The organism is Brevundimonas sp. P2_A6, assembly GCF_056404975.1.
Map to the genome: position 1 here is coordinate 292,581 of NZ_JBFUCZ010000002.1, position 22,051 is coordinate 314,631.

20 protein-coding genes are annotated in these 22,051 nt (G+C 68.6%); 10 read left to right on the forward strand and 10 right to left on the reverse strand.

What is annotated here, in order from left to right:
• Positions 1-108 precede the first annotated feature (108 nt).
• The 3 genes from AC1DW4_RS06915 to AC1DW4_RS06925 all read right to left on the reverse strand — a co-directional run bounded on the left by AC1DW4_RS06915 (position 109) and on the right by AC1DW4_RS06925 (position 2,037).
• Positions 109-321: a cold-shock protein gene (locus tag AC1DW4_RS06915; RefSeq protein ID WP_013267912.1), complete on the reverse strand. Its 213-nt coding sequence runs from the start codon at positions 319-321 to the stop codon at positions 109-111.
• A 183-nt stretch (positions 322-504) separates the two neighbouring features.
• Positions 505-774, reverse strand: coding sequence for a hypothetical protein (locus AC1DW4_RS06920; RefSeq protein ID WP_477016516.1), 270 nt, complete (start codon positions 772-774; stop codon positions 505-507).
• Positions 775-819: 45 nt separating this feature from the next.
• Positions 820-2,037: a YihY/virulence factor BrkB family protein gene (locus tag AC1DW4_RS06925; RefSeq protein ID WP_477016517.1), complete on the reverse strand. Its 1,218-nt coding sequence runs from the start codon at positions 2,035-2,037 to the stop codon at positions 820-822.
• Between the two features lie 83 nt (positions 2,038-2,120).
• Between AC1DW4_RS06925 and AC1DW4_RS06930 the strand changes: the two genes are divergently transcribed.
• The 4 genes from AC1DW4_RS06930 (at position 2,121) to AC1DW4_RS06945 (ending at position 6,493) form a co-directional block, all read left to right on the forward strand.
• Positions 2,121-2,891: an MOSC domain-containing protein gene (locus tag AC1DW4_RS06930; protein WP_477016518.1), complete on the forward strand. Its 771-nt coding sequence runs from the start codon at positions 2,121-2,123 to the stop codon at positions 2,889-2,891.
• A complete protein-coding gene (prmC, locus tag AC1DW4_RS06935; RefSeq protein ID WP_477016519.1) occupies positions 2,892-3,776 on the forward strand; it encodes a peptide chain release factor N(5)-glutamine methyltransferase in 885 nt (294 codons plus the stop codon).
• Positions 3,777-4,069: 293 nt separating this feature from the next.
• Positions 4,070-5,080, forward strand: a complete 1,011-nt coding sequence (locus AC1DW4_RS06940) for a DUF4167 domain-containing protein (protein WP_477016520.1) — start codon at positions 4,070-4,072, stop codon at positions 5,078-5,080.
• 72 nt (positions 5,081-5,152) lie between these two features.
• Complete coding sequence (locus tag AC1DW4_RS06945; RefSeq protein ID WP_477016521.1) at positions 5,153-6,493, forward strand: ATP-binding protein; 1,341 nt, start codon at positions 5,153-5,155, stop codon at positions 6,491-6,493.
• Here AC1DW4_RS06945 and AC1DW4_RS06950 read toward each other — a convergent pair whose 3' ends face one another.
• Both AC1DW4_RS06950 and AC1DW4_RS06955 read right to left on the reverse strand, forming a co-directional pair.
• Positions 6,494-7,834: an RsmB/NOP family class I SAM-dependent RNA methyltransferase gene (locus AC1DW4_RS06950; protein ID WP_477016522.1), complete on the reverse strand. Its 1,341-nt coding sequence runs from the start codon at positions 7,832-7,834 to the stop codon at positions 6,494-6,496.
• A gap of 61 nt (positions 7,835-7,895) precedes the next feature.
• Positions 7,896-9,860, reverse strand: coding sequence for a potassium transporter Kup (locus AC1DW4_RS06955; RefSeq protein WP_477016523.1), 1,965 nt, complete (start codon positions 9,858-9,860; stop codon positions 7,896-7,898).
• Positions 9,861-10,038: 178 nt separating this feature from the next.
• On the opposite strand from AC1DW4_RS06955, the gene AC1DW4_RS06960 reads away from it, so the two are divergent.
• The 4 genes from AC1DW4_RS06960 to neuB are packed head-to-tail and all read left to right on the forward strand — an operon-like array spanning position 10,039 to position 13,057.
• Entirely contained in the window at positions 10,039-10,533 is a 495-nt protein-coding gene (locus tag AC1DW4_RS06960; RefSeq protein ID WP_477016524.1) for an Rrf2 family transcriptional regulator, read from the forward strand.
• Positions 10,534-10,539: 6 nt separating this feature from the next.
• A complete protein-coding gene (locus AC1DW4_RS06965) occupies positions 10,540-11,337 on the forward strand; it encodes an SDR family NAD(P)-dependent oxidoreductase (protein ID WP_477016525.1) in 798 nt (265 codons plus the stop codon).
• Positions 11,338-11,384: 47 nt separating this feature from the next.
• On the forward strand, positions 11,385-12,038 hold the full coding sequence (locus AC1DW4_RS06970; RefSeq protein ID WP_477016526.1) for an acetyltransferase: 654 nt from the start codon (positions 11,385-11,387) through the stop codon (positions 12,036-12,038).
• The gene (gene neuB, locus AC1DW4_RS06975; protein ID WP_477016527.1) at positions 12,035-13,057 is read left to right on the forward strand and encodes an N-acetylneuraminate synthase; all 1,023 of its coding nucleotides are present in this window, start codon (positions 12,035-12,037) and stop codon (positions 13,055-13,057) included. Before AC1DW4_RS06970 ends, neuB begins: the two co-directional genes overlap by 4 nt.
• A gap of 4 nt (positions 13,058-13,061) precedes the next feature.
• Here neuB and AC1DW4_RS06980 read toward each other — a convergent pair whose 3' ends face one another.
• Entirely contained in the window at positions 13,062-13,760 is a 699-nt protein-coding gene (locus AC1DW4_RS06980) for a MarC family protein (protein ID WP_477016528.1), read from the reverse strand.
• An 85-nt stretch (positions 13,761-13,845) separates the two neighbouring features.
• Here AC1DW4_RS06980 and pyrF point away from each other — a divergent pair, with 85 nt between their 5' ends.
• The gene (gene pyrF, locus AC1DW4_RS06985) at positions 13,846-14,565 is read left to right on the forward strand and encodes an orotidine-5'-phosphate decarboxylase (RefSeq protein WP_477016529.1); all 720 of its coding nucleotides are present in this window, start codon (positions 13,846-13,848) and stop codon (positions 14,563-14,565) included.
• Here the strand turns inward: pyrF and AC1DW4_RS06990 are convergent.
• Together AC1DW4_RS06990 and AC1DW4_RS06995 are read right to left on the reverse strand one after the other, a co-directional pair.
• On the reverse strand, positions 14,562-15,614 hold the full coding sequence (locus AC1DW4_RS06990) for a hypothetical protein (RefSeq protein WP_477016530.1): 1,053 nt from the start codon (positions 15,612-15,614) through the stop codon (positions 14,562-14,564). The genes pyrF and AC1DW4_RS06990 overlap by 4 nt on opposite strands.
• A 129-nt stretch (positions 15,615-15,743) precedes the next feature.
• On the reverse strand, positions 15,744-16,217 hold the full coding sequence (locus tag AC1DW4_RS06995; RefSeq protein ID WP_477016531.1) for a hypothetical protein: 474 nt from the start codon (positions 16,215-16,217) through the stop codon (positions 15,744-15,746).
• Between the two features lie 156 nt (positions 16,218-16,373).
• Between AC1DW4_RS06995 and AC1DW4_RS07000 the strand changes: the two genes are divergently transcribed.
• Positions 16,374-18,728 carry an NADP-dependent malic enzyme gene (locus AC1DW4_RS07000; RefSeq protein WP_477016532.1) on the forward strand — a complete coding sequence of 785 codons (2,355 nt, stop codon included), beginning with the start codon at positions 16,374-16,376 and terminating at the stop codon, positions 18,726-18,728.
• On the opposite strand, the gene AC1DW4_RS07005 is transcribed toward AC1DW4_RS07000, so the two are convergent.
• Both AC1DW4_RS07005 and AC1DW4_RS07010 read right to left on the reverse strand, forming a co-directional pair.
• A complete protein-coding gene (locus AC1DW4_RS07005; RefSeq protein WP_477016533.1) occupies positions 18,725-20,404 on the reverse strand; it encodes an AmpG family muropeptide MFS transporter in 1,680 nt (559 codons plus the stop codon). The genes AC1DW4_RS07000 and AC1DW4_RS07005 overlap by 4 nt on opposite strands.
• Positions 20,405-20,455: 51 nt before the next feature.
• Positions 20,456-22,015 carry a response regulator gene (locus tag AC1DW4_RS07010; protein ID WP_477016534.1) on the reverse strand — a complete coding sequence of 520 codons (1,560 nt, stop codon included), beginning with the start codon at positions 22,013-22,015 and terminating at the stop codon, positions 20,456-20,458.
• Positions 22,016-22,051 lie beyond the last annotated feature (36 nt).

Below are 22,051 nucleotides of genomic sequence, written 5' to 3' on the forward strand. Positions count from 1 at the left end.
GGGCCACAGGGGAAAGTGCGTGGGCATCCGCTGGCGCGCCGCGCAACGAAAAAGGGCCGACGCGATGCGCCGACCCTTCAAAGTCAGTCGTCAAATAATCCGTACGGACTATTCAGCGGCCTTCAGTTGACCTGCCGATTCCTTGCCGGTGCGGCGATCTTTTTCGACTTCGTACGAGACCTTCTGGCCTTCGTTCAGGCCGTTCATGCCAGCGCCTTCAACGGCCGAAACGTGAACGAACACGTCCTTGCCGCCGTCCGAGGGCTCGATGAAGCCGTAGCCTTTAGTGGAGTTGTACCATTTGACAGTGCCGGTAGCCATTTTAAGGACCTCCGTTAGCAGTTTGCATCAGGCAAGAGCGCCTGAAGCCTGTCGGGTCTGAATGGGATCGGCCAGAAACTCGGTGCGTTCGCAAAGAGAGAGGGGCGTTACGCAGAGAGATCGACAGCCGTCATATGGACCGAAACGGCCCTGTGCACAACCTGAGTCTCGATGGCGCGGGATTCAGGCCGGGACCGGCCCGTCCTCGTCCTCATCCTCAAGATCCGCGTCGGTGGGCTTGGAGGCCGGGTCTTCGCCCTCCGGCGCGACATAGTGCGCGACGCACAGCTTGCGCAGGGCCGATGTCAGGGAACCGCCGTACAGACGGTCCTGGACGCGTTCGTGGCCTTCCTGCTGCAGGCGGGTCTTGATGTCGCCCACGGTGCGGCACTCGCCGCTGCGGGCCAGTTCGTAGGCGCGTTCGAGGGTCGTGGGTCGAAAGTTATTGCTCATCGCCCCTAGATAGGGACGCCCGGGCCGATAAGCGAGACGGCTCAGTCAGGCGTCACCCCTGGGGCCACGCCCAAGAAGCCGCCCGACGGTCGCCGCCTGCCTGCGGGTGAAGGCGACCACTTCGCGGCTGGCCTGGGGCGAGCCGACGGTATCGGCCATGGTTGCACCCCGCGCACCGATGTCCGCGCCCCGAAGGATCGTCGTGTCGATCGCGGTCTGATGCTCGATCTCGGCGTTCAGCTTGGCTCCCATCAGCACGACCTGAACCGACAGCCAGACCCACAGCAGAAAGCCCATCGCCGTGGCCAGCGGCCCATAGGAATCCATCCTCACGAAGGTCGTCAGATACCAGCTGAAGGCAAACGAGATGAACACGCTGACGCTGGCGGCGAAGACCGCGCCGGGCACCAGCCAGCGAATGCGGGCCCGGGTCCGGCTGGGGCCGAACCGGTACATGGCCACGAGCGTCAGGATATAGACCGCGAACAGCAGGGGCCAGCGCAGGGGGGCCAGTCGCTCCCAGTCGTCGGCCAGACCGAACAGCCCCAGGAAGATCGGCACGCCGACCACCAGGGCGGCGCTCAGCAGGACCGCCGCGAGCCCGGACAGGGTGAAGGCGAAACACAGCAGATTGTACTGCAGGAAATCGCGCTTCTCGACCTCGCGGTAGGCCACGTTGATGCCGTGAAACAGCGTCTTGATCCCGTTGTTGGCTGTCCACAACGACAGCGCCAGGGTCCAGATCAGGGTGAAGGTCAGGGCACCGGTCGATCCGGCCGCCAGCCGTGTCATCTCCTGACCCAGGAACCCTGCGACATTGGCGGGCAGGAAGGAATACAGGAAGGCGACGCGCGCGGAAGCGTCGGCCGGATCGGCGAACAAGCCATAGACGGTGACGAACGCCGCCAGCGTGGGAAAGAGTGACAGCAGCATCAGAAAGGTCACCCCGCCGGCGACAAACCCCACCTGCTCGGTGAAATAGCCGTTGGCGACCCGCCATCCGATGTCGATCCATCCCTTGGGCGGGATGTGGGCGGGTCGCCGCGCCAGGCGACCGCGCCTGGGGGCCATCAGGTCCAGCGCCTCGGGGGTCGGTGGCTTGACCGGCGTCGGGCCCGGCCGTTCACGCCGCAGTTCCAGCCCGTATCTGTGCCCTTGGCTATAGATCAGGTGCGCGGCCCCCGCGCCCGCCGCCAGCCCGCCCGCGACGGCCGCCGCGATTTTCCAGAGGGTCGAGAAGGCGCGCGGCTGGTCAGGGGTCATCGGGGCGGTGAACGGCTCAGGCTCCGGAGGCGTTCCGGCAGGGTGAGCTTGCCTGAATAAACGACCTGGGGCACTGACGCGATGTGGCCAATCCCCCTATCGCAACGATCGCCGCTCTGTACCGCCACCCGGTCAAGGGCTTCACGCCCGAGCCGCTGCCGGAGGCGAGGCTGGCCCCCGGCCAGGCCTTCCCCGGCGACCGGTTGCGCGCCGTCGAGATCGGACCGTCGGGGTTCGATCCCGCCGCTCCCGCCCACATCTCGAAGATGCGGTTCGCGGTGCTGGCGCGCCTGCCGGAACTTGCCCGGGTGCGGACCCGGTGGAACGAGACGGCCGACACGCTGACCCTGTCGGTTCCGAATGCGCCCGCTCTGACCGTTCGGCTGGGTCGAGCCGACGACGACCGCAAGCTGGAAGCCTGGCTGACCGATGTCCTGGGCGAGGCGGCGACGGCTCCGTTGCGCCTGCTGGACGGGGCCCGGCACCGGTTCATGGACGATCCGGCAGGGGCCGTTTCCGTGCTCAACCTGGCCAGCGTGCGTGATCTGTCCGAACGGCTGGGCGTGGAGGTCGATCCCCTGCGGTTCCGGGCCAATGTCTGGGTCGAAGGCTGGCCCGCCTGGATCGAGAACGACTGGACCGGCCGGGGGCTCATGCTGGGCGAGGCGAGTCTGAGCGTGGTCAAGCCGATCGTCCGCTGCGTGGCCACCCATGCGAATCCGGCCACCGGAGAAAGCGACATCGACGTGGTGTCCGCCCTCCACGACCTCTATGGCCATCGCTGGTGTGGCCTCTATCTCTCGGTCCAGGCGGGCGGCGCGTTGCGCCCCGGAGACCGCGCGGAGCTGATCTGAATGACCGATACGCCGACCCTCGTTTCCGCCTGGAAGGCGACGCAGGCTGAGCTCAAGGCCGCGCGCCTCGACAGCCCCGCCATCGACGCCCGCCTGTTGCTGGAGGCGGCGTCGGGTGCGTCACGTCTCGACATCCTGACCGACCCGCACCGGCCGCTGACGTCGGATCAGCAGACGACCCTCTCTGGCTATCTGGAGCGGCGGCTGAGGCGAGAGCCCGTGTCGCGCATCCTGGGCCGCAAGGGGTTCTGGAAGATCATGCTGAACGTGACGCCGGATGTGTTGAGCCCCCGCCCCGACACGGAGACCCTCCTGGATGTGGCCATGCTGGCGTTCGAGCCGGCGCAGGCGTTCAGCGTGATCGACCTGGGCACGGGCTCCGGCGCCATCCTGCTGGCCGTGCTGTCCGAACGGCCCGGCGCACACGGCGTCGGCACCGACATCTCGTCGGAGGCCCTGGCCGTGGCGCGAGAGAACGCGGCCAACCTGGGCCTGGACGGCCGCGCGACCTTCCTGCGGACCGAATGGGCGACCGGCTTCGGTGACGCCAGCTTCGACTTCGTCGTATCCAACCCGCCCTATATTCCATCGGGCGACATCCCCGGTCTGGACCCCGAGGTGCGCGACCACGATCCGATCCTGGCGCTGGACGGCGGGCCTGATGGCTTGCAGGCCTATCGCGACCTGGCCCCCGAGATCGCCCGCATCCTGAAACCCGGCGGCATCTTCGCCGTCGAGATCGGTTGGGACCAGGGTCATCAGGTCAAGGCCTTGTTCGAGGCTGCGGGGTTCAAGGACGTCAAGGTGGTCAAGGATCTGGGCGATCGACATCGGGTGGTGACGAACGGTCCCGACCCCCGAACGACGCCGATCCGGGCCTCATAGGAGCGACCGAACAAACCCCTTCCAAACCGCACCGACCCGCGCTAAGTCTTCGTTTGTCTCCCTCCCAACCGCATCTCGCTGGACCGCCTCTCGAGGTTCCGTGACGCTCGGCCGGGACGCGCGTGAAGGTCGGTGGCTGAAAACAGTCCCCAGCGGACCACGACGGGCGGCGCAAGTCTTTCCGATCACATCGCTGCCGGGATTGGCCCCCAGCGAACCGGAACCTCGAACACCGGCCTGTCTCCCTCGCACCTGTCGCGCAGGGCCACGCCAAACCAGCACGGTAAGCCTCGATGCGAGATTTCAAGGGCATGAAGCGCCAGCGCGGCCGCAACCGGAAACCCGGTGGTGGCGGCGGCAATGCCAATGCGGCCAACCCGAACCGGTCCTGGGACTCGCAAGGGCCCGAGAACATCAAGGTCCGGGGCAATGCCCAGACCGTCTATGAGCGATACCAGCAGCTGGCGCGCGACGCCGGATCCTCGGGCGACCGGGTGCTGGCCGAGAACTACCTGCAGCACGCCGAACATTACTTCCGCGTCCTGCGCGCGCTTCAGCCCCAGCGGCCGGTCAGCGAGATCGCCGCGCGCGAACTGTCCAACCAGGGCTATGACATCGATTTCGAGGACGAGACCGGCGCCCAGGCCGCCGCCTTCCTCGCCGCCCAGCAGGCCGCCGACCGCATCCAGCAACAGAGCGACGCCCGCGACGCCGAGGCCGCACAGGGGTCGCAGCAACCGCGCGAACAGCGCGAATGGACGCCGCGCCCGCCGCGTGAAAACCAGAACCGCGACAACCAGGACGGCGGACAGTCCCGGGCCGATGGCGATCAGGGTGAGGGTGGCCGTCGCGAGACGCGTCGCGAGCGCTGGGAGCGTCGTCGCGAGGAACGCAACCGACGCTACGAGGCCGAAGGCGGCACCCCGGACACCCGAACCTATGAAGAGGCGGAAGGCAACCGTAGCGAGCATCGGGGCGACAACGGTCGTGACGGGGCGCGCGGCGAAGACCGCAACGAAGGCATCCGCGAGAGCGGGTCCGATGCCATCGCCTCGACCGCGCCGATCGCCTACACACCGCCTGCGGAGGCCGCGACTGTCGTGGCTGAACAGTCGGCCCAGCGACCCGCGCGTCGAACGCGCAGCCCGCGAGCCGAAGCGGACACCGAGGGGTCCGGCGCGCTTCCCGGGTTTCTGACGCGCTCCTCGGCTCCCGCGCCCGCCGCCGCCGACGCCCCTGCGGAGCCGGCACCGAAGCGCCGGGCACCTCGAAAGAAGGCCGACGTCCCCGCCGAGGGTGAATAGAGCGGTCACAACTCCCGCGTTTACAGCAATACAACTAATGCGCGTTATCCCTGATGCCAGGGAGGATGCGTCATGCAGTTTGTTCTACTGGTTTTGGCCCTGGCCTTGTCGGCCTGCTGGGCCGGGGTAAGGCTCGGTCTTCAAGCCCGGCGTGAGTCGTCGCGGCTGGCCGAGATGAACGCGACGCTGGAATCTCGTGTCGAGGACCGGACCCAGGCCCTGCGGCTGGCCCTCGACGCCGCCGATGAACAGGCCCGGCGACTGGGGGCCGCCAATCAGGCGAAGTCGGATTTCCTGGCCGCCATGTCGCACGAGCTGCGCACGCCGCTGAACGCCGTGATCGGCTTTTCCGAGCTGCTCCGCATGAATGCGGCGGCCGAACCCCTGACGCGCCGCCAGACACAGGCCGTCGAGCAGATCGCCGCCTCCGGCCAGCATCTGCTGGCCCTGATCGAGGAGGTGCTGGACCTGGCGCGCATCGAGGCGGGCAAGCTGTCGATGTCGATCGAGCGGGTCGATCCGCAGCTGGTGGTGCGACAGGTCTGCGACGCCCTCCGACCCCAGGCGGAGGCGGCTGGGGTTACCCTGCGCAACCCGCCCCCGACGGCCGGGTTCGGCGTCGTCGCCGACCGGACGCGGTTGCGCCAGGTGCTGATCAACCTGGTCTCCAATGCCATCAAATATAACCGGGCCGAGGGCTCGGTCCTGCTGGAGGTGCGACAGACGGCCCAGGGCGTCGCCCTGTCGGTGCACGACACGGGCTTCGGCATTCCCGAGGACCGGATCGCGGAGCTGTTCCAACCCTTCAATCGGCTGGGGCGCGAGACCTCCGACGTCGCCGGCACCGGAATTGGGCTCGCCGTTTCGCGTCGCCTGGCCGAGGCCATGAACGGACGTCTGGAAGTGGCCAGCCGGTCGAACGAGGGCTCGACCTTCACCCTGCATCTGCCGTTGGCGGCCGGGGTCGCTGCCACGACCCTGGCCACCGCGCCGGTCACGATCGGCACCTTGCCAGCGGCGACCCTTCTGTATGTCGAGGACAATCCCTCGAACGTCGCCCTGATGCGCCACGTCGTGACGGCCCTGGGCCCGATCCAGCTGCACGTCGCCGAGACCGGCCACGAAGGTTTGGCCCTGGCCCGCGACCTGCGGCCCGACGTCATTCTTCTGGACATCAACCTGCCGGGCTTGTCGGGGTTCGAGTTGAAAGCGCGACTGGACGCCGATCCGTTGACACGGGGCCTTCCGGTGCTCGCCCTGTCCGCCAGTGCCATGCCCGCCGATATCCGGCGCGGGCGCGAGGCGGGATTCAGGGACTACCTGACCAAGCCGCTGGATATCCCTGCCCTGGCAGCGGCCCTGAACCGCGCGTTGACGACGGACAGTGAGACCGAACGCCCCAGAGCGGCCTGATCAGCCACGCCGGAGCCCGGCGACGAAGAACCCGTCGAGCCCCCCCTGTTCGGGCCAGTGGGAGGGCAGAATCCGAAGCCAGCCCTCGGGGGTCAGCGCCTCGCCCGGTGCCCCGACGGCGGCGGGGTCGGCGGGCACCGTCCGGAAGTCCGGGTTGCGACGCAGGAAGGCGATGATCTGGGTCTCGCCCTCCTCGCGTTCCAGCGAGCAGACGCAATAGACCAGCCGACCGCCTGGCTTGACCCGCAGGGCCGCCGCATCGAGCAGACGGTGCTGGACGTCGGCCAGCTTGGCGACCTCGGCGGGCTTGGTGGCACGCAGGACTTCGGGATTGCGACGCAGCGTGCCGGTCGCGGTGCAGGGCGCATCCAGCAGAACCGCGTCGAAGGTGCTGGGATCGTCCCAGTCCTCTGCGGCGGTGACTACGATCTCAGCAGACAGCCCGGTTCGCTCCAGGTTCTGGCGAAGGCGACGCAGCCGCGCCTCGGACCGGTCCATCGCCACGACAGACGCGCCCGACGCCGTGAGCTGCAACGTTTTGCCACCAGGGGCCGCGCACATATCGAGGGCGGTCTCTCCGGCCTTGGGCGCCAGCAGCCGCGCAGGAATGGCGGCGGCCGCATCCTGGATCCACCATCCGCCGGTCTCATAGCCGGGCCAGGTCGAGACATCGCCGCGCACGCCCGAACGGACTGTTCCGCCCGGAAGGATCGTCGCTTCCAGCGCTTCGGCCAGCGCGGACGCGTCCTCGGCCGGCTTCAGGCTGATATCGGTCGGCGGCTCCTCGCGGGCGGCCAGGGCGATGGCGGCCAGGGTGGCAGGGCCATAAGCCTGACGCCAGCGCGCCGCGATCCAGTCAGGCAGGTTGGACTCGGCCGTCGTCAGGCCGGGCCCTTCGCGCTCGATGCCGCGCAGAACGGCGTTGATCAGGGCCTTGTAGGGCCTCGTCTTGGCATCGCGCTCGGCCAGTTTCACCGCCGTGGACACGGCCGCGAACGCGGGGGTGCCCAGCACCAGCGTCTGGGCCAGCGAAACCCGCAGGATGGTGCGCACGGCCTCGGGTGGCGACTTCTGCAGCCGCTGGTTCAGGATGTGATCGATCTCGCCCAGCCGCCGCAGGGCGGCCATGGCGACCGCGCGGGCAAAGGCGCGGTCCGGTCCCGGTAACGCCGCGACGGCGGGCAGGGCCATCGCCTCGTCCAGCCCGTTGCGACGCTCCAGCGCCGCGTTGAGCAGGATACCGGCCGCGATCCGGGCCTCGACCCCGATGTCGACCGCTCCATCCGGGTCGGCGGGACGCTGAATCGGCTCACGCCTCGGCCCGCGCGCCTTGTCGGCCATGCGTCGGCCCCGGGCACCGGAATCCTTGCCTCTGGGGGAACCCCCGCTCAAACCGACACCGTCATACTGAAACCTGCGCGCCCAGCTCGACCACGCGTCCCGGCGGGATGTGGAAGAAGTCGGTCGGGTTGGCGGCGTTGCGCATCAGGAAGATGTACAGCTTGTCCTGCCACAGCGGCATGCCCTGCGCCGCCGACGGCACCACCGAGCGACGGCCCAGGAAGAAGCTGGTCGACATGATGTCGAACTTCAGCCCCTGTTTGCGGCACAGACCCAGCGCACGGGGCACCTGCGGGCTTTCCATGAAGCCGAAGGACAGGGTGATCTTCTTGAAGTCGTCGTTGATCGGCTCCATCGTCACGCGCTGGCTGTCGGGCACGCGCGGTCGGTCGGTGGAGCGGACCGTCAGGATGATGTTCTTCTCGTGCAGCACCTTGTTGTGCTTGAGATTGTGCATCAGGGCCACCGGGGCGACGTCGGGGTCGCTGGTCAGGAAGATGGCGGTGCCCGGCGCGCGATGCGGCGGCCGCGCCCGCAGCATCTCGATCAGATCGGCCAGCGGCAGACTGTCCTTCTTGGCCTTGGCCGACAGGATCTGCGACCCCCGCGTCCAGGTCCACATGATCAGGATCAGGATCGCCCCCAAAACCAGCGGCAACCAGGCTCCGTCGGGGATCTTCAGCAGGTTCGAGGTCAGGAACACGCTGTCGATGAAGCCGAACGGGATCAGGCAGCCCAGCACGGCCCACAGCGGCCATCTCCAGCTCTTGCGGATGACCGAGAAGCTCATCAGCGTATTGATCAGCATCACGCCCGTGACCGCCACGCCATAGGCGGCCGTCAGATTGTGCGAGCTCTGGAACACGAACAGCAGCGCCAGCACCCCCACCATCAGGAAGGTGTTCACCGCCGGCACGAAAATCTGTCCGGCTTGCGTTTCGGACGTGAAGCGGATGTCGATGCGCGGCAGCAGGCCCAGCTGGACGGCCTGTTGCGTGACCGAGAAGGCCCCTGTGATCACGGCCTGGGAGGCGATCACGGTCGCCGCCGTAGCCAGGGCCAGCATCGGCCAGTAGGCGAACTGCGGCACCATCGACCAGAACGGGTTCTCGGCCGCGCCCGGGCTGTCGAGGATGAGCGCGCCCTGGCCCAGATAGTTCAGGGTCAGGCAAGGCAGGACGAAGCACAGCCAGCCCATGCGGATCGGGGCCTTTCCGAAGTGGCCCATGTCGGCATACAGCGCCTCGGCCCCCGTCACCGCCAGGAACACGCTGCCCAGGATGATGAAGCCCAGCACGCCGTCGTGCGCCAGCAGCATCACGCCATAATGGGGCGAAAGGGCCCGCAGCACGCTCAGGTCGTCGAAGATGTGCACAAGGCCGAGCCCGCCCAGGCTCAGGAACCACAGGGCGGTGATCGGACCGAAATATTTGGCCAGCCCGGCCGTGCCTCGCGACTGCGCCAGGAACAGGCCGATCAGGATCGCGGCCGAGATCGGCACGATGAAGGCATCCAGCCGCGTACCGATGCCCGGCGCGTCCTTCACCCCTTCGATGGCCGACAGGACCGAGATCGCGGGCGTGATTATGCCGTCGCCATAGAACAGGGCCGCGCCGCAGACCCCGAGCGCGAAGATCCAGGCCGATCGACGCCCGACCGCGTGGGTGGCGAGGGCCATCAGGGCCAGGGTCCCGCCCTCGCCCTTGTTGTCCGCCCGCATCAGGAAGATGACGTATTTGAACGTCACCACGATCATCAGCGCCCAGAAGGCCAGCGATACGACGCCGATCACAGCCAGGTCGCCGCCAACGCCAGATTGGGCATGGCCGATCGCTTCACGCAGCGCATAGAGCGGGCTGGTGCCGATGTCGCCGAACACGACGCCGATCGCGCCGATGGTCAGGGCCCAGAATCCGGCCTTGCCATGCCCCGGGGCCACGACCGGCGCGGGCGTGCCATGAATCGCGTTGATGAGCGGGGCGGGGGGGGCGCCGTCGCTCGGTGGGGGGGATGCGTCCCCTGCCATGAAGATCCTCCGGGCACCGCGACTGCGGACCCATCAAAGCGGAGCGCCTTTAGGCGCATTGCGCGGGGGTTTCAATCGCGCGACGGCGGTTTCGGTTGCACCGTGTCGGTCGCGCCGGAAGACGACATTTGTGATTCGCCCGCCGGGTGCCTACCTTGAGGGCTGGAACCGAACGAAAATGTCAGACAGCCAACGCTTTCCCGTCGCCGCCCACGCCCTGGCCTATCTGGCCCACAAGGGCGCGTATGACGCCGCCCATGCCGCGCCCAGCGCCATTCTGGCCGCCTCCGTGCCGACCAACCCCGTGGTTATTCGCCGCGTCACGGCCCTTCTGGCCAAGGCCGGGCTGATCGCGACCCGACCCGGTGCTTCCGGGGGATCCTGGCTTTTGCTTCGCCCCGAGGACATTCGGCTGGATGTCGTGCTGAAGGCCGTCAACGGTTGCGCCCACCTGGGCTCGGCCCCGGCCGGCGCCAAGGGCTGCCCGGTCGGTGAACACATTCCGCGCCAGGTGGGCAAGGTCCTGACCCTGGCCGATCAGGCGGCGTCGGAGGCGCTCAGCCGCATCACCATCGCCGACCTGCTGGCCGAGAACCCGCCGGCCCTGGCCGGGCTTGCCGTTCACGGAGCCTGCACCGAAGCGGTCCGTGCCGCGTCCAGGGTGCCTGCCTGACCCCCGATGCGTCGCCGCATCCTGATCACCGGAGCCTCGGCCGGAATTGGAGCCGCCCTGGCCCGGGTCTATGCCGAGCATGACTGGGACCTGATCCTGACCGCGCGGCGCGAGGCGGCCTTGACGGCGCTGGCCGACGAGATCGCCGCCCGTCACGGCGTGGATGTGGCTGTCATCCCCGCCGATCTTGCGAATCCGGACGCGGCGACGGGGTTGATCGAGGCGGTCGGCGCGCGCGGCCTGACCGTCGATGGCCTGATCAACAATGCGGGGTTCTCTCGCACGACCGGCTTTCTGGCCACCGATCCGACGCAGCACTCGGCCATGATCCAGGTCATGCTGTCGGCCCCGGTCGCCCTTTCCCGGCTGGTTCTGCCCGGCATGGTGAAGCGCGGGTTCGGACGGATCATCAACGTCGCCTCCCTGGCGGGTCAGATGCCCGCGACCGGCGGCGACACCCTTTACGGCCCGATCAAAAGCTTTCTGATCAAGGCCTCGCAGGGTCTTTGGCTGGAGACGCGAGGCACCGGCGTCCACGTCACCGCCCTGTGTCCCGGCTACACCCTGACCGAGTTTCACGACGTCAACGGCTCGCGCGCTCAGGTGTCGTCGGCCTATCCGGCCTGGATGTGGCAGACGGCCGAGCACGTCGCACAGGTCGCCTATGCCGCCTGCGAGGCGGACAGGCCCCGGGTCACGCCGGGTGTGATGAACAACGTTCTCGCCGCATTGGGCAAGCTGTTGCCGGACAGCCTGGCGCTGCGGTTGGTCGCCGGCCATGCGCGGCGGCTGAAGCGGATATGACCCGCCTTGCTTGAGCCCAGGCGCAAATCAGGCGCTAGGATAGACCCATGGCGGCATCGTCCCGGGCAATCTTCGGTCTGATCGGCACGGGTGGCCATGCGCGCGAGACCATGGCCTTCGCCAGCGCCTTCATCGAGACAAGGCCGGACCTGAAGATCGACGGCGACCGGATCGTGTTCGTCGACCGTCAGCCGGGCCCGGCGATCGGCGGCCACGCGGTCATGAACGAGGACGGCTTCATCGCGCTGGACAGCCCTCGGCATTTCGCTGTCGCCATCGGCGACGGAGCAACGCGCAGGGTCGTGGCGGAGCGGCTGGAGGTGGCACGGTGTCGGCCTCTGAGCCTGATCGCGCCCAGCGCCACGGTCGCGGCCGGCGCGGCGGTCGCGCCTGGTGCCCTGATCGGCCCCTATGGCCTGGTGAGCCCCGACGTGACCATCGGCCGGAGTTTCGTTTGCAACGCCTATGCCAGCGTCGCGCACGACAGCGTGGTCGGTGACTTCGTCACGCTGGGCCCGCGCGCCTGTGTGAACGGCGCGGTCCGGATCGGGGACGGGGTCACGATCGGGGCCGGGGCCCTTATCAAACAGGGTCTGACGCTGGGGCGGGGCTGCGTCATCGGCATGGGGGCGGTGGTCATCCGCGATGTGCCGCCCGGGGCCACGGTCGTCGGCAATCCGGCGCGGGTGCTGACCGCATGAGCGAACCCGTCTTCTTCATCGCCGAGGCCGGGGTCAACCACAACGGCGACATAGGGCTGGCGCTCAAGCTTGTGGATGTCGCCCGGCAGGCCGGGGCCGACGCCGTCAAATTCCAGACCTTCCGCGCCGAGGCCATCTCCGCGCCCGAAGCGCCCATGGCCGACTATCAGAAAGCTCGGGCCGGCGCGCCCAGCCAGGTCGAGATGCTGCGGCGACTGGAATTGCCTCACGCCGATTTCGCCCGCATCGCCGACCACTGCCGCGCCACCGGCATCGAGTTCATGTCCTCGCCCTTCGACCTGGACAGCGCCACCTTCCTGGCCAGCATCGGCATGACGAAGTTCAAGCTGGCCTCGGGCGAAATCACCAACGCCCCTTTCGTGCGCGGGGTCGCCCGGCTGGCTGCGGAGGCTGGCGGGTCCGTCATCCTTTCGACCGGCATGAGCACCCTGGACGAGGTGGCCGAGGCGGTCGGCTGGATCGGAGGGGCGGGGTGCAGCGACCTGACCATCCTGCACTGCGTGTCCAACTATCCGGCCCCGGCCAAGGACGCCAACCTGCGGGCGATGGACACCCTGGCTGCGGCGTTCGGACACCCGATCGGCTGGTCGGATCACACCCTTGGCGACGCCGTGTCCCTGGCCGCCGTGGCGCGCGGGGCTCGGATGGTCGAGAAGCATTTCACGCTGGACAAGGCCCTCGCCGGCCCCGACCACGCCATGTCGCTGAGCCCCCAGGAGCTGACCCACCTGATCGCCGGTGTACGCGCGGTCGAGGCCGCGCTGGGCGACGGGATCAAGCGGCCGGTGGACGCCGAGCGCGAGATCATGACCGTGGCCCGCCGCAGCCTGTTCGCCGCGCGCGATATCGCGGCCGGGGCGGTGGTGACCGACGCTGACCTGATCGCTCTCAGACCGGGCGATGGCTTGTCACCGGCGCGGACGGATCACGTCGTGGGCCGGACGGCGAAGGGTCCGCTGGCGGCCGGGACCAGGATCGCGACGACCGATCTGGCGTAAGGCCTTAGTGGCCTGCGTCCGGGTAGGGGGTGGTCACGCCGCTGGCGAACATGCCCGGCAGGGCCTCGCCCAGACCCGCCAGGATGAACTGGATCGCCAGGGCGCACAGGATCAGGCCCAGCACCCTCACGATGATCGCCATGCCCACGTCGCCCAGCACGCGGCTGATCGGCGCGGTGGCCGAAAAGGTCACGAAGGTCGCGAACGCGGCCGCTCCGATGGCCAGCATGCCCGCGACGGTCCCCGCATAGCCCAGCTTCTGCGCCTCGCCCGCCTGGATGATGATGGTCGAGATCGCGCCGGGTCCGATCAGCAGCGGCATGGCGAAGGGCACGATCAGCCGCTTGAACCGCCGCTGGGCATAGCCGCGCACGTCCTTGGCGTCGGCGGCGGCATCGGCGTCCGCGAACATGGTCAGGAAGTCGCCCCGCGTCATGTCCAGCCCCAGCAGCAGCAACAGGATGCCGCCCGCGATCCGGAACGCCGCTAGCGAGATGCCGAAGAACTGCAGCAGCCACAGTCCCGTGAAGAAGAAGAAGGCCAGGAACACCGCGATGAAGATGCAGATCAGGGCCGAGACCGACAGCCGCTGACGCGCCGTGGCTCCCGTCGTGGCGGCGGCGAAGATCGGGATGTTGCCGATCGGGTCGACCAGAGCGAACAGGGCCACGAACAGGTTGACCCCCAGATCGAGCGCGTTCATTGCCTTGTCCTTAGCCTACATCGTCAAACGCCGGTCCGCCGACGCCCCTGTGCGCGGTGTCTAGCCGGTCATCCGGAGAACGTCGATGACCTCGCCTCTCGCGTCGGACCCGCGCCTGATCGTCGGACTGGACCTGCCCTCGGTGGAGGCCGCGCGCGCCCTGGTCGATCGGCTGGGCGAGGGGGTGACCTTCTACAAGGTCGGGCTGACGCTCTTGGCCCGGCCGGGCGGCGTGGCCTTCGCCCACGACCTGCGCGCCATGGGCAAGTTCGTGTTCCAGGACTGGAAGCTGCACGACATCGGGGCCCAGGTCGAAGGCGCGGCCCGCTCGGTGGCCGAGGGCGGCTGCGACCTGCTGACCGTCCATGCCGAGCCGCAGGTCATGCAGGCGGCCGTGAAGGGACGCGGTCCGTTCGGCACGAAAATCCTGGCCGTCACCGTCATGACCAGTCTGTCGGACGAGGACCTGAGGGAGATCGGCTATTCCGCCCGCGCGGCCGATCTGGTCGAGACCCGCGTGCGCCAGGCGCTGGACTGCGGGGTCGATGGCGTCGTCTCCAGCCCGCTGGAGGCTCAGCGCGTCCGAGAAATCGCGACCGAGGCGGGCCGTCCGGACTTCCTGATCGTGACGCCAGGCGTTCGTCCGGCCGGAGTCGACGTCGGCGACCAGCAGCGCGTGGCCACGCCCGCCGCCGCCCTGACCGCAGGGGCGAGCCATCTGGTGGTCGCCCGCCCGGTGATCGCGGCCGCCGATCCGTGCGCTGCCGCTGCCGCGATCGTCGCCGAGATGGCCGGAGCGGCCTAGCCCCGCTCGCCCGGCTCCTGGCGATAGGGAATCGAGACCCCGTCGTCGCCGGGAGGCAGGTCGCCGTAGTAGTCGGCCGGGGCCTGAATATAGACCGGAGCCTGCTCGATCACCTGCGGCGCGTATTCAGCCGGCGCATAGCTCTGCGGGGCATAGGGCTGGGGCGCATAGGTCACCTGGGGCGGCGCATAGGGCGCGGCTTCATAGCCGCCGCCACCGTAGGCCTGGGCCTCGTAGCCGCCGTCAGAAGACTGGCTCTCGTAGCGCTCGTAGGTCTGGGCCGAGTAGCCCTGCTGCGCGTAGCCCTGGCTCTGGTAGGATTGGCTTTCGTAGCCACCCTGATAGCCATGATCGCCATACCCGACCGGCTCCAGCGGGGCGGCATAATAGGGCTGGGCCACGTAACGCGGACCCTCGCAACCGCAGTCGCTCGGACCATACTGGCCGCGATCCGAGTGATCGTCGCGCTCGGAATACCGGTTCCCGCGATCATGGCCGCCATCGTATTCACCGCCGCAGCGGTCGTGGCAGGACGGAGGGGGCGGCGGAGGCGGGGCTCCACACGATCCGCACCGATCCGTCGTCACATAGCGGCGTCCGAACCCGCGTACGGAATAGCCGAACGGGCGGCTGGGACCATAACCGGGCCCCCGCACGACCACCGCACCCGCATTGCCGCCGTAGCCCAGCGAGTCCCATCCGCCATAGCCGCTGCCCGAGACGATCGCGCCGCCGTATCCGCCACCACCCCGGATCGCGCCGACGTCATAGCCGCGTGCGTTGATCACAGCGCCCGCGCCCGCATACGAACCGGAATAGGCGCTGGCACTCGCGTTGGCGTTCACATTGACGTTGACGTTGGTGTTGTAGCCACCGCCGCCGTGGCCCGGATAACCGCCGCCCGGGTGACCGCCACCGCCGCAGCCGCTCATGCAGCCACCACCACCGGGATGGCCCCCTCCGCCGGGAGGTCCGCCGCGCTCGCCCGCCAGAGCAGGTCCGGCCAGCGCCAACAGGGCTGCGAATGTCGAGATCAGAAGGGTTTTCACTGGGCGAGACTCCACGCGTTGCGTGCAGCCTAGAGCGTCAAATCGCGCTTCGGTTCCGGATGCGCCTGACGCGGGAGGGATGCGTTTCAGACGTGGTTAAATCTCCCGTCCCCGGCGTGAAGCTGACCCTTACCGGTCGTAGAGGTAGGCCCCGGTGCCGCAATAACAGTCGTGTCCACGCGGGGCCCGATCGTCGTTGTATCCATAAACGTCGTGGTAGCCGCGGCCCGGCGGGCTGGACCACCGGGTCCATTCTCCGCTGCGGGATTGCCCATAGCCGTGATGGCCGTAACCGCCGCCGTAGCGGGTGTAGCGAACCGGAGGCCGGTAGGCGTAGGGATCGCCGAACCGGCCGTCCCAAGCCGACCCATAGCCGTAGGCGGAATACCCCGGTGCGTAGCCTGTGGCCGCCCGCCCGGTCGCCCCATAGGCGCGACTGTTCCATTCCGTGATCGGCGGCGCATAGGCCGGGGCTGAGCTGTAAGATTGGCCATAGGTCGTGACCGGCCCCTGTCCGTAGGCGGGCTGGCCCCAGGTCTGCGCGGAGGCTGTCGATGCGGCAGCGGTGAAGGCGACGGCGACGAGCGTGGCGGGCAGACGCATGGGCAGGCTCCAGCGGGATGTGTTTGGTTAACACCGTTCCGCCGAATTCGTTCGCGCCGCGCCCGAGCCGGGCCCCGATGCCCGGCGACGGTTGTCCGCAAGGCATGCCCTCGCTACGACAGTCCAGCCCCTCTCCTGCAGACTGATCCCTGACCCATGGCCGACCAGACCGACAAACAGACCTTTTCCGACCAGGAGGCCCTGGACTTCCACCGGCTGCCCCTGCCGGGCAAGATCTCCATGGCCCCGATCAAGCCGATGGCGACCCAGCGCGACCTGTCTCTGGCCTATTCGCCAGGCGTGGCCGTGCCCGTGCTGGCGATCGCCGCCGATGCCGACAGGGCCTACGACTACACGTCCAAGGGCAATCTGGTCGCCGTCATCTCGAACGGCACGGCGATCCTCGGCCTGGGCAACCTCGGCCACATGGCGTCCAAGCCGGTGATGGAGGGCAAGGCCGTCCTGTTCAAGCGGTTCGCCGACGTCGACAGCTTCGACGTCGAGGTCAAGACCACCGACCCGGACGAGTTCATCACCGTGGTCAAGAACATCGGCGACACCTGGGGCGGCATCAATCTGGAGGACATCAAGTCCCCCGAATGCTTCGTGATCGAGAGCGAGCTGCAGGACCTGCTGGACATTCCCGTCTTCCACGACGACCAGCACGGCACGGCCATCATCTCGACCGCCGGCCTGATCAACGCCGTCCACATCACCGGCAAGAAGATGGACGAGATCAAGGTGGTGCTGGCCGGGGCCGGGGCTGCGGGCCTGTCCTCGATCGGCCTGATGAAGGCCGTGGGCGTCAAGGCCGAGAACACCGTCATCTGCGACCGCGACGGTGTCGTCTACAAGGGTCGCCCCACCGGCATGGACCAGTGGAAGGCGGCCCACGCCACCGACACGCCGCTGCGGACCCTGGCCGAGGCCATGGTCGGGGCCGACGTGGTGCTGGGGCTGTCGGCCAAGGGCGCGATCACCAAGGAGATGGTGGCCTCCATGGCCCCCAATCCGATCATCTTCGCCATGGCCAACCCGGACCCGGAAATCACGCCCGAAGACGTGATGTCCGTGCGCTCCGATGCCATCATCGCCACCGGCCGGTCCGACTATGTGAACCAGGTCAACAACGTCCTGGGTTTCCCCTACATCTTCCGGGGGGCCCTCGACGTCCGGGCGCGGCGCGTGAATCACGAGATGAAGGTCGCCTGCGCCCACGCCCTGGCCCAGCTGGCGCGCGAGGATGTGCCCGACGAGGTCGCCGTGGCCTATCGCGGCAGGAAGCTGAAGTTCGGCCCCGACTACATCATCCCCACGCCCTTCGATCCGCGCCTGATCTGGTACATCCCGCCCTTCGTGGCGCAGGCGGCGATGGACACCGGGGTCGCCCGCGTCAACATCGACGACATGGACGCCTATCGCGCCCAGCTGCGCGAGCGCGTCGATCCCTCCGCCGCCCTGATGCAGAAGATTTCGTCGGCTGTGCGCGCCGCGCCGAACAAGCGCGTGGTCTTCGCCGAGGGCGAGGAATCGACCGTCATTCGCGCCGCCTGGGCCTTCAAACAGGCCGAGCTGGGCACGCCGATCCTGCTGGGCCGCGAGGACCTGATCAAGAAGAACGCGGCCGAGGCCGGTCTCGACTTCGCGGAGATGGGCATCGAGATCGTCAATGCGCGGGTGTCGGAGATGAACGACGCCTACACCGACTGGCTCTACGAAAAGCTGCAACGTCGGGGCTACCTGCGGCGCGACGTCCAGCGGATGATCAATCAGGACCGCAACTACTTTGCCGCCGCCATGGTCGCGCGGGGCCAGGCCGATGCGGTGGTGACCGGCACGACCCGCAACTTCAACATGGTGCTGAAGGAAGTCCGGCGGGTCCTGGATGTGAAGGACAGTCTGATCGGCCTGTCGATCGTCCTGGCCAAAGGACGCACCATCTTCGTGGCCGATACCTCGATCCACGAACTGCCCGATGCCCAGGAACTGGCCGACATCGCCATCCAGGCGGCCGCGACGGTCCGCAAGCTGGGCCGCACCCCGCGCGTGGCCTTCCTGTCCTATTCGACCTTCGGCAATCCGCCGGGCGAGCGCGGCGACAACGTCCGCGCCGCCATCCGCATCCTGGATTCCATGGGCGTCGATTTCGAGTACGAGGGCGAGATGCCACCGGAGCTGGCGCTCGATCCCGGCCAGCGGACCAACTATCCGTTCATGCGCCTCAGCCGCGATGCCAACGTCTTGGTCATGCCGGCCCTGCATTCGGCCGCCATCTCGACCCAGCTGGTCCAGGCCCTGGGCGGCGCGACCGTGATCGGGCCGCTGCTGGTCGGGCTGGAGAAGTCGGTCCAGATCGTGTCGCTGGGGGCCTCGGTGTCGGAGATCATCACGGCCGCCACCTTCGCCGCCTACGAGGAAGGCGTCAGCGTCGCCTTCGAACCCGAGGATGAAGGCGGTGCCCCGCATCCCAGCCGGGAAGCGGAACAGTCCATGGAAAGCTTGCCGATCTAGGCCGTACGGGTCCGGCGCGCTTCCAGCGACAGCCGGACCCATTCGATGAGCACGAAGACGATCGCCGCCACGCCCAGCCAGGCCGCGATCACGAACATGGCGGCATAGCCCTGCGCCTCGATCAGCTCGCCCAGCGCCCCGCGCCCCAGGGTGCCGATCAGCAGCGCCAGCGAGATGAAGACCGCGAACTGCACCGCGCCGAACATCCTGTTCGACAGGGCGGACAGATAGGCCACGAAGGCCGCGCCTGCGAACCCGCCGGCGATGTTCTCGCCCGTGATCGCCAGCATCAGGCGGGCCAGGGCCTCGTGGATGCCGAAGGCTCCGAACAGGGCGTATAGCCCGGTCGCCGACATGAACGGCCCGATCGTCGGCGCGCCCAGCGCCAGATCCATCATCAGCAGATTGGTCGCCGCCGACAGGATGGCTCCGATCAGCAGGCTCCACATCCGGCCGATGACCAGGAGCGCCCAGCCGCCCAGGCCGATGCCGACGATGGTCATGATCACGCCGAACGTCTTGGACGCCAGCGCGACCTCGGCCTTGGTATGGCCCAGCGCCCCGCCCGTGTCGCCCATGTAGAAGGGAAAGGCGAACGGTCCCCAGACGCCGTCGGTGATGCGGTAGGTCAGGATCAGGCACAGCACGACCACAGCGCCCCAGCCGAGACGCCCCATCAGTTCGACCAGCGGGGCCAGGATGGCGTCGTAAAGCGTGTCTGCGAAGCGCGGCGCGCGGACCGATTCCGCCTCGGTCGCGCCCCGGCCTTTCCAGACGATCAGACCGGCCAGGGCGGCGGGCAGGATGACGGTTGCCCCGACGATCCAGGGTCCCCACTTGGCCGTGAAATCACCCGCGCTGGGTGCGGGGCTGGTCGTCAGGGCCACGATCATGAAGGTGATCAGCATATAGGCGGCCCAGCCCCAGGCCAGCAGCGTCGCGGTCAGGACCGCCAGCCTCAGCCGGGGCGAGCCGCGCCGCTCGCGCGCGACATGGGCCTGTGACGTCGGCTTGGGCTCGGGCGCGATCAAGGTGCCGATCAGGCCCAGACCCATCAGGATGCCCGCCGTGACGAAGACGCCGGGCCAGCCGATCGCCGTGGCCAGCAGCAGCGACCCGGCCCCGCCCGCCAGCGCCGCGGTGCGATAGCCGAGCTGATAGATGGTCGACAGCAGGTCGATGGGCGTCGTCTCGTCGGCCACCTCGATCCGCCAGGCGTCGATGACGATGTCCTGGGTGGCGAAGGCCAGGGCACCCAGAGCCGCGCCCAGCGCCAGCGGGCCGAGCACGCCCGATTCCGGACGCGACAGGGCAACCAGGCACAGCGACACCCCGATGATGACCTGAAGCACCAGCAGCCAGCTGCGGCGTCTGCCGAAGCGCTTGCCGATCCCCGGCGGGGTCCAGCTGACGGCGGGCGACCACAGGAAGCGGAAGGCGCCGAACAGTCCGATCCAGCTCAGGATGCCGATGGTCGCGATCGGTACCTCGGCCTCGGTCAGCCAGGCGTTCAGCGTGCCGATCAGCATGGCGAACGGCAGACCGGCAGAGAACCCCAGCAGCAGCATGGCCAGGGTCCGCCGCTCGCGGAAGGCGGCCTTCAGCACCGCCAGTCCCTTGGGCTTCAGATCGGTGGCGGCCACGGGTGCGGCATCGGTCGGTGTCGTGTGCGTCATGGACGGCGGCGGCCTCATTCTTTCGAGCGGCCGGTCTTTCGCCGGTTCGCCCTATCCTGCGGCGACCTTGGCGCGGAAGTCCCCGGTCGTCCAGCGGGCCAGGGATGAGCGCAGCGCGTCCAGCTCCAGCGGCTTGACCAGATGATCGTCCATCCCGGCTTCCAGGCAGGCCTTGCGGTCCTCGGCGAAGGCATTGGCGGTCAGGGCGACGATGGGCGTGCGGTCGCCCGTGGCGCGGATCGCGCGGGTGGCGGCGGGGCCGTCCATGACCGGCATCCGCATATCCATGAACACCAGATCGTAGCGGGCGCGTTTCATGGCGGCGACGGCTTCGCTGCCCGTGGCGGCCGTCTCCACGACGCAGCCTTCGCGCCGCAACAGGGTCTTGGCCAGAAGCGCACCCACCGGATTGTCCTCGGCCAGCAACACACGGGTGCCGGCGAACCGGACGGGCAGGACCCGGTCGTCCTCGGGCGCGGCCAGGCGCGGAATGCCGGGCATGACCTCGGCCTGCTGGGCGGCCAGCACCCGCTCGACCAGAGAGGCGCGTCGCAGGGGCTTGATCAGATAGCCTGCGAAACCGACCCCGCGATAACGAGCGATCAGTTCGCGCTCGGACGGCTTGAGCAGGATGATCCCGCGTCCACCCTCGGGCAGGGCAGCGAGCGGTAGGCCCGTCTTCTGGGTCTCGGCATGATCGACCAGGGTCACGGGGGCCAGGTCGCCTGCGGGCCAGGCCGAGCCGCCGCTGGCCAGAACCTGAGCCTCCGCTGCCGCGCGGACGAAGGGGTCGGGGCTGCGGACCGCGACAGGCAGCCCATCCAGCGGACGGGCGCGCGGTGCCGCGTCGGTGGCGGCATCGAACGTCGCCTCGAACCGGAACCGCGACCCACCGGTTGCGCCGGCCTCGGGGCGATCCTCGACCGTGACGGTCCCGCCCATGGCCCGTGCCAGTTTCTGCACGACCGCCAGGCCCAGCCCGGCCCCGCCGTGGCGGGTGGCGTCCGAGGCATCGACGTGGCCGAACTCCTCGAAGATGCGCGTCCGAGCCTCGGCCGGAATGCCCGGGCCGGTGTCGTCGACGATGAAGGCCAGGACCGGACGGGCGTCGTGGCCCCCCGCGCGTTCGACGGCGATGCGGACACCGCCGGTGTCGGTGAATTTCACGGCGTTTCCGGCCAGGTTGAACAGGACCTGACGCAGACGACCCTCGTCGGCCATGATGTCGGGCGCATCGGCCGCGACCGACCAGACGATTTCCAGGCCTTTTTCGTGGGCGCGCGGGCTCAGCAGTTCGGCCACGCCGCGCACCAGCCCCTCGGGATCGACCGGGGCCAGATCGAACTCCAGCTTTCCCGCTTCCAGCCGGGCATAGTCCAGCAGGTCATTGACCAACCCCAGAAGGTGCTCGGCCGAATCCCGCGCGGCTTCCGCATAGGCGCGCTGGGCTCCGTCCAGCCGGGTGCGGGTCAGCAGGCCCAGCATGCCGATCACGCCGTTCAGCGGCGTCCGCATCTCGTGGCTCATCAGGCGCAGGAAGGGGTCTGCCCCGCCCAGAGCCTTCTGCTCGGTCGCCCCTGCCGATATGCTCGCCCTGGTCCGCCGCGCCATGCCCGCCTCCACTCAGGCGGCAGAGTGGGCGAAAGG